This window comes from Testudinibacter sp. P27/CKL/0425 (assembly GCF_052931395.1).
The window spans coordinates 520069-534425 of the sequence record NZ_CM128801.1 but is presented as its reverse complement, the minus strand read 5'-3'; the positions used below and the strand labels follow the sequence as shown (position 1 = coordinate 534425).

Sequence of the window (14357 nt, the reverse complement as noted above, 5' to 3'; positions counted from 1 at the left end):
TCAGTTCGTAATTAAGAGCCATAAACAAAGTTAGGTAGTGCAGTTGTAATTGCCGGAATATAGGTTAATAGTAATAACTCAACAACCAGCAATAACCAAAATGGGATAACGTCCTTAATAAATTTTTCAATTGGCACTTCTGTGATTGAACATGTAGTAAACATTACTGTTCCTAAAGGTGGGGTAATAGTCCCAATTGCTCCATTAAAAATAAATACAATTCCAAAATGGATAGGGTCTATACTATATGAATGCGCAATAGGTGCAAGAAGAGGGGCTAGTACAATCATAATAGCATTCCCCTCCAAAAACATTCCTAATATTAATAAAGTTATATTAACAATTATTAAAAATGTTAGTGGGCTATCAACAATTTGAGTTATCCAAGTAGCCAAGGATTGCGGAATTCTTTCCCAAGTTAGGAATTTTGAAAATCCAACCGCCACACAAATAATTAATAATACATTTGCAGCACCTAGAGCTGATTCTCTAATTGAAAGCCAAAGCTGATAGGGATTCATTTTTCTATAAACAAACATACCTAACACTAAGGCATAAATTACTGCTATAGCACCAGCTTCCGTTGGTGTAAATACACCCATTCTAATTCCACCAATAATAATTACTGGTAGCATTAAAGCTAATACTGCATCTTTAGCTGAAAAAATAATCTCTCTGCATGAAGCTCTTTTCTCTCTAATAGGCAAATAACCTCTTTTTTTAGAAATGATAGAAACCAAGACCATCATTAAAATACAAAGCAAGAAACCTGGTACAACACCAGCTAAAAATAAACGTCCAATTGATACATTATTCACATAGCCATAAATAATCATTGCTATTCCAGGAGGAATAATTGGTGTAATTAAAGATCCTGCTGCTATTACAGCTGAAGAAAAGGAAGCACTATACTCTCTAGCTACCATCTGAGGAACCAACAATTTTGAATTCATTGCGGCATCAGCAATATTAGAGCCGGATAAACCGCCCATTAAAGTGCTTAAAGCAACATTAACTTGAGCTAATCCTCCATTTAAATGCCCTGTCAGTACTTCACAAAACTTAAGTAGTCGTTCACTAATACCTGAGTGATTCATAAAAACGCCTGCCATAATAAAGAATGGTATTGCTAATAACGTAACAGACTCAAGACTACCGGCTAGTCGTTGCACTAACATAATCATTGGTAAGTCACTCATCAAAAAATAACTTAACGTTGAAAAAAAGATACAAAATGCAACTGGAATGCCTAATGTAAATAATACTAATAAGATAATTATTGGAATGAATATACTCATGACTTACTTCCTCTATTTATTTTAAAAAAGTAAAGTATTTTTCTCAGCTCATAGAAGAGCATAAATAGCGCACTGATTGGTATGGCTGCATAAATATATGCGTAAGACAACTGTAATGAAGGAGTAAACCTAAATTGCGCCATCGGCAAAAGCTTAAATCCAAGATAAATCATAAATACTAGACAAAAAATCATAATTATTGGCTGAAATATCCCATCAATAATATTAGCTAATTTAGCTGGTATTTTAGTTAAGAGATAATCTATTCTTATTAATTCATTATTCTTAGCTAGAGCACTAGATGCTAAAAATGTAAACCAAATAAAAAACACAATACAAACTTCTTCTACCCATGCACTAGGTGAGTTTAATATATACCTAGTAATAACTCCATAAGCAGATAAAATTACTATGATCGACAAAAATATAGATGCTAAAATTTCATCTATTGAACTCAATTTTATCCAAATGGATAATTCTTTTTTAGGTATATCATTCATGTTTTAAATTCCTTTATAAATTAGAGGGGAATTATCCCCTCTTAAGAATTACAGTTCAGAAAGTAATTTTTGAGTATCTACATATAAATTAGGTGTCCATTCTGGAAAATCTTTTTGTATTTGCTCTTTGACAACCGTCTCAAATGCACCAAGATCAACTTCATTTACTGTAACCCCAGCATCTTTAAGATTATTTAGTGCTTCCATTTCATTTTGTTCAATAAGAGAAGCACCATACTTAACCATGTCAGCTCCAGTATCTTTAATGATATTTCGTTGCTCTTCTGTTAATCTTTGCCAGAAAACATTACCGGCGACAAACGGGGACATATGTTTTGTATGTGCGGTGAGGTTTAAATTTTTAGCAACTTCATAGAATTTTTCCCCAAAAAGAACTACTGTAGGATTTTCTAATCCATCAATAATCCCTTCCGATAATCCAGGATATACGTCAGCTAATGACATTGGCGTAGGTACCCCACCCATCCCTTTAATCGTTGCCACAAATAAACGCGAGTGCTGAACCCTAATTTTCATTCCTTTTAAGTCATCGGGCGTAGTTACTGCTTTTTTGGTTAATAAATGTCTTGTTCCGTAAATTACATCAGGAATCACAATATGTACGCCTTTTTGATCAAGTTGATTAGATAGTTTATTAAACCACTCTGAATGTAGTAATTTTGATTTTTTCTCAAAAGATTGGCTTAAATAAGGTGCATTTATAATTCCTAAATCTGGCACAATATCCATTAATGCACCGTAATCACTAATAGTGATAATATTTGCTCCAAATTTTGCTTGTTCCATGACTTCAGTTTCGCTACCAAGCTGACTAGATGGAAATAATTTAAAAATAATATCTCCATTAGATTTTTCTTTAACTTGATCAGCCCAATAATGCATTGCTTTATCTATCGGCTCACCCGGTTGATTTCCATATGCAATCATTATCTCGGTTGCAGATTGAGCACCAAAGCTAATACTTAGCCCAATAGCGCCTAATAAAGAAATACCTTTTAATTTTTTAAAAATAGTCATAGAGTCATCCTCGCTATCATTGTTGTAAAGTCTATATTAAAATAAAGACCTATTAGTAGAGTATTACGCCTTTTACCAAACTTTTGTTATTAATAATTTCATTTTCATAAATATTAACAAGATCATCATATTTAAACATATCACTCAACATCATAGATGAGTGTATTTTATTTTCTGACATTAGTTTTTGTACTTTAACAAAGTCTTCTTCTGTTGCATTGCGGCTCCCCATTAAGGTTGTTTCTTTTTTATGGAAATCGGGATCATTAATAACTAAATCACCTTTGAATAGCCCAACAAAAACAATTTTTCCTCCATGGCAAATAAAATTAACTGTATTATTCATAGAATGTGGATTGCCTGTCGCATCAATGACAATCTCCGGCAATATACCGTCAAAATGACTTTCAATTTTTTCAGATAAAGGATCAACTACATCAACTTTTAATTTTTGTTGAATGTGCATTCGTCTTTCTAAGCTCGTATCAGCAACAACCACTTTAGCTCCTTCGGCAATAGCTATCGCAGCAACTCCAAGCCCGATAGGACCCGCCCCAACGACCAATACTTGGCTATTTTTAATAACGTTAGCGCGGCGCACCGCATGAGCACTAATAGCAAAAGGTTCTATTAATGCTGCACTAATATCATCAACATTATCATCTATAGGAATAATATTAGTTTCTGGTATGGCTAAAAATTCACTAAATCCACCATCTTGATGAACTCCCATAACTGAGATATTTTCACAACAATTCGTTTTTCCATTTTTACAAGCAACGCATTTACCACATGATAAATAAGGAATTAGTGCAACTCTCTCACCGATTTTATAATTTTTAACTTGATTACCTATCGCTGTAATACTACCGGACACCTCATGCCCTAATACACGTGGGTACTCAAAAAATGGCTGATTTCCTTGATAAGCATGGATATCTGTACCACAAATACCAACAGCCGATACTTTAATAACAACCTCATTGCTTTTTGCAACAGGCTCAGGTCTTTCTTGATATTGGAGGCTAAATGGCTCCATGCAAACGAGCGATCTCATAATGTGTCCTTATATGATTGAAAGATAGTGGATACATTATTTTCTAAATTTTCTTATTTTTTAAACTTAGTTGATTGATTTGTGATAAGTAGTGTGCTTTTATGTTTTTTTAGTGTTTTTTATTCGATGATAAACCAGGAGGAGAGTATTTAAATGAGCAGAGGGCGAAATCAAAATTTACGATATGACACAGTAAATCAAATACTTGAATTTATATCCAGCGGGCAATTCAAATTATATTTACCATCACAGGTTATGTTGGCAGATCTCTGCAATGTGAGTAGAACGACTATCCGTCATGCTGTCCAACATTTAATCAATGCTCGCATAGTAGAAGAAAAAGAAGGAAAATATCAAATTATACGCCTACCTGAAAAATCAGATATCCTTTCTGAAGTCAGAATAAAATACCCTAGAAAAAACCAATATCAATCCATTGATATTTACTTTAAAGATGTCATTCAAAAGAAGCTACTAAAACCTGGAGATATTTTCACAGAACTCCAGCTATCTAAAGATGCTGGCGTCAATATTTTTACTGTTAGGGAATATCTAATACAATATTCTCGATTTAATCTGATTGAGAGTTTATCTAGAGGAAGATGGCGTTTAATAGAGATCAATGAATACTATGCTGATAAATTATTTGAATTAAGAGAGCTATTGGAAATTCATGCGCTTGAGTGTTTTATGATGCTCCCAAAAGAGGATAAACGGTGGATAGAGATGAAAATACTATTTGGTTTACATCAGAATCTGCGCAACAATGTTATCAAAGAATATCCTGATTTCTCCGGTTTGGATAACAAGCTCCACTCGCTATTACTTTCTGCAGCCAATAACCCATTTATTGACGACTTTATCGAACTGATTTCAGTAATATTTCATTTTCATTATCAATGGGATAATAGTAATTTACTTGAACGTAATATTTTAGCTGTAGAGGAACATCTAGCTATTATCCAAAATATCTTAAATAACGATAAACCAGGTGCAGAAATCGAACTGAAGCAACACCTAAATACAGCCAAAAAAACTTTAAAAAATAGCATTGCCTTAATTAATAAAACAGCACTGTCAAGTGCTGTTTAACATCAACCTACGGCACTAACTGCTCCAACTGCCACAACTCTTCAAAGCTTTCACGGCGTTTAATTAAATGCACCTGATCGCCATCGACCATCACTTCAGCCGTGCGCGGGCGGGAGTTGTAGTTGGAGGACATGGTTGCACCGTAAGCACCGGCGGAACGTTGGGCGATCAGATCGCCTTCGGCGATTGCCAATTCCCGCTGTTTACCGAGGAAATCAGAAGTTTCGCAAATCGGACCGACCACATCATAAACCGCACTTTGACGTGCTAAAGTGCGGTCAACTTCGACAATCTCCATATAGGCTTGATACAGTGCCGGGCGGATCATGTCGTTCATGCCGGCGTCGATAATCGCAAAATTGCGCGATTCGTTGCTTTTCAGGTATTCCACTTTGCTGACCAAAATGCCGGCGTTGGCGGTAATTGCCCGCCCCGGTTCCAGAATGATTTCCAAATCCGGGTAGGCTTGCAGTTTTTGCAGCAGTGCAGTGGTGTATTCGCTCGGGTGTGGTGGCGTTTCGCCGTGATACGGCACGCCCAAACCGCCACCCAAATCCAGATGCAGCAGCTCAATGCCGTCCTCTTTAAGCTGCTGCATCAGCACCAACAAACGATCGGTGGCGTCCAAAAACGGCTGCAATTCGGTTAACTGTGAACCGATATGGCAGTCCATGCCGCTGATCCGAATATTCGGCAGACTTGCCGCCAAACGGTAAACCGCTCTTGCTTCATCAACGCTGATGCCGAATTTATTCTCTTTCAAACCGGTGGAGATATACGGGTGGCTTTTAGCGTCCACGTCCGGATTCACTCGCAGTGAGATCGGCGCAATTTTGCCTAATTTTGCCGCCACTTGGTCGATTCTTTTCAGTTCGGAAGTTGACTCCACATTGAAGCAGCGAATGCCCACATCCAATGCACGCGCGATTTCCTGTTCGGTTTTTGCCACGCCGGAAAATACCACTTTGCTGGCATCGCCACCCGCCGCTAGAACACGTTCCAATTCGCCTTGTGACACAATGTCAAAGCCTGAACCGAGTCGTGCCATAATGTTTAATACTGCAATATTGGAGTTGGATTTCACCGCAAAACAGATTAAGTGCGGATGATCGCCGAATGCGTTGTCAAACGCGCGCCAGTGGCGTTCTAAGGTGGCGCGGGAGTAGATATAAAGTGGCGTGCCGAATTGGGCGGCAATCTCTGCCACCGGCAGTTGTTCCGCCATCAATTGGTTTTGTTGATACTGAAAAAAATCCATTGTAAATCCTGTACGGGGTTATTGTGTTTCGGTTTGTTGCGGTTTTTGTTGTTCTGGAAAATAAAGCGGGCCTTTCACACCGCACGCACTCAATCCGAGCAACATTGCGCCTGCCAACAGACAAGCTAAATATTTTTTCATAACTGCCTCTTATCATTGGATAATGGCTCTTTTTACCATTAATTGACGCTTTGTGCTATCACTATTGTGTGAAAATTACTATAATTCGTCCCCACTATCCGCAGACAGAATCTTATTATGAACGTAGCAGAATTTCACCAACAGGTTGAGCAAACCTGGACTTATATTGAAGAGCAATTCGATCAACAAGGGATTGATGTGGATTGCGATACCCACGGCTCAGTGTTTTCCATCAGCTTTGAAAACGGACAGCAAATCGTGATCAACAAACAAGAACCGTTATTGGAATTGTGGCTTGCCAGTAAGCTGGGCGGCTATCATTTTAAATTCCGCGATGGCGTGTGGCTGACCAACGATCAGCAGGAATTTTTTCAGCTGTTAACTGACGCAATGTCGGCTTACGGCGAATATGTCGATTTCGCTTAATGCTACACAGTTCCGCCGCTGAGTCTTTGTCTGTTGTTAGACCGGCTAAGTCCACCCCAGATTTAAAAACCGCACTTGAGGTGTTACATCAAGTGTTCGGCTATCATGCCTTTCGTCAAGGGCAGCAGCAAGTTATTGAGGCGGTGTTAAGCGGGCAAGATGCGTTGGTGGTGATGGCGACCGGCAGCGGGAAATCGCTGTGTTATCAAGTACCGGCTCTCTGTTTTGACGGCTTAACCCTCGTGATTTCGCCGCTGATTTCATTGATGAAAGATCAGGTCGATCAGCTGTTAAGCAACGGCGTGGAAGCCGCTTATCTCAACTCCAGTCAATCGTTTGCCGAGCAACAGCAAGTACAAAACAAAGCGATCAACGGCGAGTTGAAGCTGCTGTATATTTCGCCGGAAAAGGTGATGACCACCGGCTTTTTTCAGTTTATCTGCCAATGTCGTGTCAGTTTTATTGCGATTGATGAAGCGCACTGTATTTCACAATGGGGGCACGATTTCCGCCCCGAATATACCGCACTTGGCGGCTTGAAAAAGAGCTTTCCCAACACGCCGGTAATGGCACTGACCGCCACTGCCGATCAGGCGACCCGTCAGGATATTTTGCAATATTTGGATTTGGATCAGCCGTATCAATACATCGGCAGCTTCGATCGTGCCAATATTCGTTACACCTTGGTTGAAAAATACAAAGCAGTCGAACAGATGTGCCGTTTTGTGTTGGGGCAAAAAGGCAAGAGCGGAATCGTGTATTGCAACAGCCGCAAAAAAACCGAACAGCTGTGTGAAAGCCTGCAACGGCGTAATATCAGCTGTGCTCCCTATCATGCCGGCATGGAGATTGAACAACGGGAAGCGACCCAATTGGCGTTTCAGCGCGACAATATTCAAGTGGTGGTGGCAACGGTGGCGTTCGGCATGGGGATTAATAAATCCAACGTGCGTTTTGTGCTGCATTTTGACCTGCCACGCAGCATTGAAGCCTATTATCAGGAAACCGGCCGTGCCGGACGTGATGATTTGCCGGCGGAAGCGGTGATGTTGTATGACCCTGCCGATTACAACTGGCTGAACAAAATGCTGCTGGAAAAGCCCGACAACAAACAGCGGCAAGTGGAACAGCACAAGCTGCAAGCGATGGGCGCATTTGCCGAATCACAAACCTGCCGCCGCTTGGTGTTGTTGAACTATTTCGGCGAACACCGCACCTCCGGTTGTAAAAATTGCGATATTTGCCTCGATCCGCCGAAGTCTTATGACGGCTTACTGGACGCACAAAAAGTGATGTCGGTGATCTATCGGGTCGGGCAAAATTTCGGGATTCACTATGTGGTGGCGGTGTTGCGCGGCTTGCAAAACCAGCGAATTAAAGAGTACAGACACGACAAATTGTCGGTGTTTGCAATCGGCAAACAACAGAGCCAAGAGTATTGGTTTAATGTGATTCGCCAGCTGATCCATCTCGGCTATATCGAGCAGAATATTCTGCAATTCTCCGCCCTGCGCCTGACCGAAGCCGCACGCCCGATCTTGCGTGGTGAAACCGCACTTTCACTGGCAACGCCACGTTTGTCGATGTCGGTGATTCAACATTCACAGAACAACGGTCTGCGAAACTACGACAAAGACCTGTTCGCTCGCCTGCGCTTTTTGCGTAAACAAATTGCTGATCGGGAAAGCATTCCGCCGTATGTGGTGTTCAACGACGCCACGCTGCAAGAAATGGCGCAACTCATGCCGACCTCACAAAGTGAAATGCTGCAAATTAACGGTGTCGGCTTGCGTAAATTAGATCGTTTCGCCCAACCGTTTATCGCCTTAATTAAAGAACATCAGGCAAATCTGCAAAGCCGTTAAAATAAGCTGCCACAACACCGCACTTTTGCGCTATGATTTCATAGTTAATCCACGTAAAAAGGAGAACATGATGAGCAACACATTTCAACTGGATCGTTTAGTACACGGCTATTGGCGTTTGAAGCAGTGGAATTTAACCGCACAGCAATTATTGCGCCTGACCGAACAGGTGTTTGAGTTGGGGATCCGAACGTTTGATCACGCCGCCTGCTACGGCTCGTTCACCAATGAAGAAGCGTTCGGGCAAGCGTTGAAATTAAAGCCGTCGCTGCGCCAACAAATCACCTTAGTGACCAAGTGTGGTATTTTATTTCCCAGCCAAGAATTTCCAACCATTAACAGCCACTATTACGACAACAGTTATCAACACATCATCGCCTCGGCAGAACGCTCAATCGAGAAAATGCAATGTGAATATTTGGATTTATTGCTGATCCACCGCCTGTCGCCGTGCGTTGATCCGGAGCAGGTGGCGCAAGCGTTTGAGGAGCTACACCGCAGCGGCAAAGTGCGGTTTTTCGGGGTGTCGAACTACACACCGAGCAAATTCAGTATGCTGCAATCCTATGTTGCACAGCCACTGATCACCAACCAAATTGAAATCTCACCGCTGCATCTACAACCGTTTAATGACGGTACGTTGGACTATTTAATGGAAAAACGCATTCGCCCGATGGCGTGGTCTCCACTGGCAGGCGGCGAGTTGTTCAACAAGGACAATCCTGCCGGCGTGCGGGTGCGCAAAACATTGCTCGACATCGGGCAACGCTTCAATGAAAGCCATTTGGATACCTTGGCGTTTGCTTGGCTGTTAAGCCACCCGGCAAAAATCACACCGGTGATCGGATCGGGCGAACTGCGCCGGATTAAACGCGCGGTTGATGCGCTGTCAATCCGCTTTAGCGAACAGGAATGGATTGAAGTGTATAAAGCGGCACAGGGGCATGATATTCCGTAATTAAATAATTTGTGAAACGGATTACTTAAAATTTTGTCAATTATGTTTTATTGTAGACATATCCGATAACTAACGATCGAATTTTATCACTCATTAAGGAGACTGTATGAAAAAAACACTGGTTGTAACCGCACTTTCACTTTGCGCATTCGCTTTACCTGCTACAACCTTGGCAAACCAAGCCGATCAGCTGACGATTAACGTACAGCAGCTCGATCCGACTAACGGCAACAAAGACATTGGTACCATTGTGGTCACCGAATCCGAGTACGGCTTAGTGTTTACGCCACAACTCAATAGCCTTACTCCGGGACTGCACGGCTTCCACCTGCATCAAAACCCAAGCTGTGATGCTAAAGAAAAAGACGGAAAACTGGTGGCAGGTTTGGCAGCCGGCGGACATTGGGATCCGAAAAAAGCGGAAAAACACGGTTTTCCTTGGCTAAACGATTCCCACTTGGGTGATTTGCCGGCATTCGCGGTTAACCAAGACGGCACCGCGACCAATCCGGTATTGGCACCACGAATTAAATCATTATCCGAAATTAAAAACTTATCGGTTATGATCCATGTCGGCGGCGATAACTACTCAGATCACCCGGCAGCACTTGGCGGCGGCGGGGCGAGAATGGCCTGCGGCGTGATTAAATAATCCTATTACTACAACTCTCAACCCTGATGTTTTCATCAGGGTTGTTTTTAGATGAATTCATCATTTTCTAAGACTCAATCGCTATAAATAAACCGCACTTTTCCCGTTTCACTTTGTCATAAAAATACTCGACATGATAAAGGGGCTTAATATGAATAAATACTTAGAAAACGAAGTAACCGATGAACGAATTTTTCACCAACGGCGTAAAATTCTGACCGCACTTGGTGTTGCCGGCAGCAGCTTGTTGCTACCCGACTTTGCGCGGGCGCAATCGGTGTTACAAGGCAGTAGCGACCTGACGCCTACCGCCGAAGACAAGATCATCGGCTATAACAATTTCTATGAATTTGGCACCAGCAAGCAAGATCCGCAACAACACGCCACCAATTTTCAGACCAACCCTTGGGCACTGACGGTTGACGGAGAAGTTCACAACCCTCTCACCCTTGATTGGAACGATTTGCAGCAACGCTTCCCGTTACAAGAACGAATCTACCGTTTTCGCTGTGTGGAGGCCTGGTCAATGGTCATTCCTTGGCTGGGGTTTGAACTCAATCAATTATTAAACGCCGCCAATCCGACCGGCAATGCCAAATATGTTCGATTTGAAACCTTATACGATCCGCAACAAATGCCGGGACAACGGGATCGCTATTTTGGCGGCGGAATTGATTATCCGTATGTTGAAGGATTAACCATTCAAGAAGCGATGCACCCGCTGACATTAATGGCTGTCGGACTATACGGCAAACCATTACTACCGCAAAACGGAGCGCCGGTACGTTTAGCTGTGCCTTGGAAATACGGATTTAAAAGCATTAAATCGATCGTGAAAATCACCTTGACAGAGCAACAGCCACTCAATACTTGGCAAAAACTGGCGCCAAATGAGTACGGATTTTACGCCAACGTTAACCCACAAGTCGATCATCCGCGCTGGTCGCAAGCTAGTGAACGGGTTATCGGCAGCGGCGGATTGTTTTCAGTTAAACGCCAGTCGACATTACTGTTTAACGGTTATGCGGAGCAAGTTGCCTCGTTATATCAACATCTTGATTTACGGAAACATTTCTAATGTTGAGCCTCGTTCGTGGATTGATACATCTCGGCTGCCTGCTGCCGCTGTTATGGCTGGGCTACAACGTCAAGTATGGTGATATCAGTCAACTATTAGGTGCTGACCCGATTAAAGAGTTAATCCATTTTTTAGGATTGACCGCACTTTATATTTTTAGTGCGCTGTTTATCTTGCGGATGATTTCGCAACTCAGTGCAAACAGCCGGTTACGCAGCCTGCATCAGGATTTAGGGCTATGGGGGCTTTTTTGGCTGATATTGCACCTTGGCGCTTATTTGATTTTTGAGCTGGCGCTGGATTATCGGCTGTTTTTAAATGAAGTGATAACGCGCCCTTATCTGCTGTTAGGCAGCTTCGCGTTTCTGATTTTTCTGGTTATTGCCGTCAGCTCAGCTCCGGTGTTGCGGCGTAAAATGGCAAAAAAGTGGTTTATATTGCACCAATTTAGCCATTTAGCCATTGTGTTGGCGATTATTCACTATTATTGGTCCAGCAAAGGATTAGCGCTGCAGCCGCGTCTGTTTCTCGGCTTTGCGGTTCTGATCTTGCTGTGGAAAGGCTTACCAGGCCGATTAGCCTGTATAAAAAGGCATAGTAAACAAAAATGTGGCTGATTTTGAGATCTAAGCTTCTATTAGACATTTTTGTGGCTACTCCTCTTAAAGCGCTAGTTTTTCTAGCTCTTTTTATTCAAAAAATCCTGTATAAACATAATCTTATTCCTTCGGTTTAGTCCATTATGAACGGATAATTTCTGCTTTAAATCCTTAAACAGCCCTTCCAGCCGATTTGTCGTTTTTTCTATCCGTAACTCCGGGTATTTTTCAAAGACAAACAAGTAATCCATATAGCGTTTAATACTGGCATAAGCCCCTCTCAATTTGCGATGTTTATAAGGAAATTTACCCTGATTATCGGGTATATCAGACCGTTCTTCTAAGTAAGCTTTATGCTGCAAAAACCAGTGATGCAAACGGACATAAAAGTCATTTTTGTGACTCTGCTTGAGTGTTTTAACCATTGTTTTCAGTTCCTTTCCGGCAACGGATTTAGGGTTTCTCGTCAGCTTGCGAATCACCATTGCAACAAGGTGAAATTGGCACATTTGGGTTGGCGTATTAAATATATCTTTCAATAAGCCCCGTCGCCCATCGCAAGTAATAGATTGAATAATAAATCCTTTTTTACGCAATCGATTGATGGCTTTGGTATAGTAAATGTCCTTTTCGGTACGAACGATTTGGTGGTAAATCACCTTTTTTGAGCGGGAATCCATTATGACTAATACGCCGAATTGTCGCCCGAAAAAAGTGACATCCATAATAAGATTCAACATTGTGGTTTGCGGTGTGCTGAGTGGCGTTTTAGGGGCTTTTTTCAGGTGCCTTTGGATAGTCCTGACCGAACAATCATAGGTTAACGCAAGCTGCTTATACGTCTGTTTTCCAACGGTGTATGGTTATAGTCATCACTGTACTTCTCCACATCCTTTCTCGCACTCTTAATATCGCTGTAACCACCTTGTGGTAGCCACTCATATTTAAAACTCCTGAACCAACGCTCCATGACGGCGTTGTCCCAACAATTGCCTAGACGACTCATACTTTGTATTAACCGGTGCTTCTTTACCCGCTCGCAAAATGCCAAACTGCTAAATACTGCGCCCTGGTCTGAATGAAAGAGCATCGCTTTTTCCGGTCTGACTTGGTTGACGGCTTTATCCAATGCCTCTATCACAAGCTCAGTACTTTCTCTTTCTGCCAATGACCAGCCGACAATTTGCCTTGTGGCAAGGTGTAACACAGCAGCCAAGTAATGCCATTTACCATTCACTTTCAAATAAGTCACATCACCACACAGCGCATTAGCAACATCTGTCTTTTCAAACCTCCTTTCCACTAGATTATCAAATCGCCGCACACTCATTTGGCGACAATAACGCCATTTTCTGGGCTGCTTGGAAACCAACCCTAACAATTTCATGTGTTTTCGAACCCAGTAGCGTCCTCGCTGAAATCCCAGCGCCTTTAAGCGGGCTGACAAGGTTCGACTAAAGGCCACTTTATAATTCTAGTTGTTGGCGAATAGTGTTTCGCTTTGGGTCTTTATGTCTGAAGTAAGCATAATAAGCACTCTCTAACACCTCAAAAAGTGCACATAACCGTTTAATATTTTGCGATTTTAAACCACAAATCAGTTCATATCGTCTAGTTCGTTTGACATTAAAATCGCAGTAGCCTTTTTTAGAGTATGTTTATCAAACTCCAGCTCTTTCACCCGTTTCTCTAATTCTCGAATACGTTGTTGTTCTGGACTTAAGGGTTTGCACCCCGGCAACACATAACCGTTAGCTTCATGCTCCAGCTGACTAATCGAACGCCGTAGTACTGTTTCACCCCCCCTAACTAGACACGACTCCGCAATACTCCGTCCTTCAACAATGACTAATTTAACGGCTTCACGCTTAAAATCTGCGCTGTAACTTCTTCGCTTTTTACTCATCATTTATTCGTCTTTTCGGATAGAATAGAGTTCACCTTGATACAGGATTTTTCCCAATCTGATAAAAATTAAGGTTGCTTCATTTCAGTGACAAACCCAATTTTACTTATTTCAGCCATTTGTGCTGCGGATAATGCATCAACAACTTTTTTATATGATACATCTTGATCAGCCGCAACCGCTAACACGGCCTCAGCATTTTGTGACTGTATATCACGAAGCTGTTTCTCTAATTCAGGTAGGGTGACTAACTCCTCATTTAAATAATATTCTCCGTTGATATTGATAGATAATTTTATTGGTTCAGAGGGAGGGCTTGTAGTCTTATTTTCCGAACTTACAGGAAGCTGTAACGGGATAGTATGTGTGAGTATCGGCATAGTGACCATAAACACGATAAGTAGTACTAACATAATATCCACGAACGGTGTGACATTAATCTCAGCCATCGGAGAAGTATTATTATGCTCAAAAGATCCAAATGACATT

16 protein-coding genes and 1 pseudogene are annotated in these 14357 nt (G+C 41.8%); 7 read left to right on the top strand and 10 right to left on the bottom strand.

Translation table 11 applies throughout. The features are described 5' to 3' along the window. Positions 1-11: 11 nt before the first annotated feature. Genes ACUHGC_RS02735 through ACUHGC_RS02720 form a run of 4 tightly spaced genes read right to left on the bottom strand, consistent with a single transcriptional unit; the run spans position 12 to position 3893 of the window. On the bottom strand, positions 12-1298 hold the full coding sequence (locus ACUHGC_RS02735) for a TRAP transporter large permease (RefSeq protein ID WP_446834147.1): 1287 nt from the start codon (positions 1296-1298) through the stop codon (positions 12-14). Continuing rightward, positions 1295-1798 carry a TRAP transporter small permease gene (locus tag ACUHGC_RS02730; protein WP_446834146.1) on the bottom strand — a complete coding sequence of 168 codons (504 nt, stop codon included), beginning with the start codon at positions 1796-1798 and terminating at the stop codon, positions 1295-1297. Before ACUHGC_RS02730 ends, ACUHGC_RS02735 begins: the two co-directional genes overlap by 4 nt. 48 nt (positions 1799-1846) lie before the next feature. Next, entirely contained in the window at positions 1847-2836 is a 990-nt protein-coding gene (locus tag ACUHGC_RS02725; protein WP_446834145.1) for a C4-dicarboxylate TRAP transporter substrate-binding protein, read from the bottom strand. A gap of 52 nt (positions 2837-2888) precedes the next feature. Further along, the gene (locus tag ACUHGC_RS02720) at positions 2889-3893 is read right to left on the bottom strand and encodes a zinc-binding alcohol dehydrogenase family protein (RefSeq protein ID WP_446834144.1); all 1005 of its coding nucleotides are present in this window, start codon (positions 3891-3893) and stop codon (positions 2889-2891) included. A gap of 153 nt (positions 3894-4046) precedes the next feature. On the opposite strand from ACUHGC_RS02720, the gene ACUHGC_RS02715 reads away from it, so the two are divergent. Then, complete coding sequence (locus ACUHGC_RS02715) at positions 4047-4985, top strand: GntR family transcriptional regulator (RefSeq protein ID WP_446834143.1); 939 nt, start codon at positions 4047-4049, stop codon at positions 4983-4985. A 7-nt stretch (positions 4986-4992) separates the two neighbouring features. Here ACUHGC_RS02715 and lysA read toward each other — a convergent pair whose 3' ends face one another. Both lysA and lptM read right to left on the bottom strand, forming a co-directional pair. Then, the gene (gene lysA / locus ACUHGC_RS02710) at positions 4993-6243 is read right to left on the bottom strand and encodes a diaminopimelate decarboxylase (protein WP_446834142.1); all 1251 of its coding nucleotides are present in this window, start codon (positions 6241-6243) and stop codon (positions 4993-4995) included. 18 nt (positions 6244-6261) lie between these two features. Next, complete coding sequence (lptM, locus tag ACUHGC_RS02705) at positions 6262-6384, bottom strand: LPS translocon maturation chaperone LptM (RefSeq protein WP_446834141.1); 123 nt, start codon at positions 6382-6384, stop codon at positions 6262-6264. 117 nt (positions 6385-6501) lie between these two features. Here lptM and cyaY point away from each other — a divergent pair, with 117 nt between their 5' ends. From cyaY to ACUHGC_RS02675, 6 genes are all read left to right on the top strand, one after another. Then, the gene (cyaY, locus tag ACUHGC_RS02700; RefSeq protein ID WP_446834140.1) at positions 6502-6810 is read left to right on the top strand and encodes an iron donor protein CyaY; all 309 of its coding nucleotides are present in this window, start codon (positions 6502-6504) and stop codon (positions 6808-6810) included. Between the two features lie 26 nt (positions 6811-6836). Next, a complete protein-coding gene (recQ, locus tag ACUHGC_RS02695) occupies positions 6837-8675 on the top strand; it encodes a DNA helicase RecQ (protein WP_446834139.1) in 1839 nt (612 codons plus the stop codon). Positions 8676-8745: 70 nt separating this feature from the next. After that, entirely contained in the window at positions 8746-9633 is an 888-nt protein-coding gene (locus tag ACUHGC_RS02690; protein WP_446834138.1) for an aldo/keto reductase, read from the top strand. A gap of 106 nt (positions 9634-9739) precedes the next feature. Beyond that, positions 9740-10285, top strand: coding sequence for a superoxide dismutase [Cu-Zn] SodC (sodC, locus tag ACUHGC_RS02685; RefSeq protein WP_446834137.1), 546 nt, complete (start codon positions 9740-9742; stop codon positions 10283-10285). Positions 10286-10436: 151 nt separating this feature from the next. Then, positions 10437-11363, top strand: a complete 927-nt coding sequence (gene msrP / locus ACUHGC_RS02680) for a protein-methionine-sulfoxide reductase catalytic subunit MsrP (protein WP_446834136.1) — start codon at positions 10437-10439, stop codon at positions 11361-11363. Further along, complete coding sequence (locus ACUHGC_RS02675; RefSeq protein WP_446834135.1) at positions 11363-11980, top strand: ferric reductase-like transmembrane domain-containing protein; 618 nt, start codon at positions 11363-11365, stop codon at positions 11978-11980. The genes msrP and ACUHGC_RS02675 overlap by 1 nt, the downstream gene beginning before the upstream one ends. A gap of 62 nt (positions 11981-12042) precedes the next feature. Here ACUHGC_RS02675 and ACUHGC_RS02670 read toward each other — a convergent pair. From ACUHGC_RS02670 to ACUHGC_RS02655, 4 genes and pseudogenes are all read right to left on the bottom strand, one after another. Further along, positions 12043-12762, bottom strand: a pseudogene (locus tag ACUHGC_RS02670) (IS256 family transposase, variant Zn-binding type); the annotation flags it as partial. 20 nt (positions 12763-12782) lie between these two features. Further along, positions 12783-13427: an IS3 family transposase gene (locus ACUHGC_RS02665; RefSeq protein WP_446834134.1), complete on the bottom strand. Its 645-nt coding sequence runs from the start codon at positions 13425-13427 to the stop codon at positions 12783-12785. A gap of 132 nt (positions 13428-13559) precedes the next feature. Further along, entirely contained in the window at positions 13560-13871 is a 312-nt protein-coding gene (locus tag ACUHGC_RS02660; protein ID WP_446834133.1) for a transposase, read from the bottom strand. Positions 13872-13936: 65 nt separating this feature from the next. Further along, positions 13937-14356 carry an ExbD/TolR family protein gene (locus tag ACUHGC_RS02655; protein ID WP_446834132.1) on the bottom strand — a complete coding sequence of 140 codons (420 nt, stop codon included), beginning with the start codon at positions 14354-14356 and terminating at the stop codon, positions 13937-13939. Position 14357: the final 1 nt, after the last annotated feature.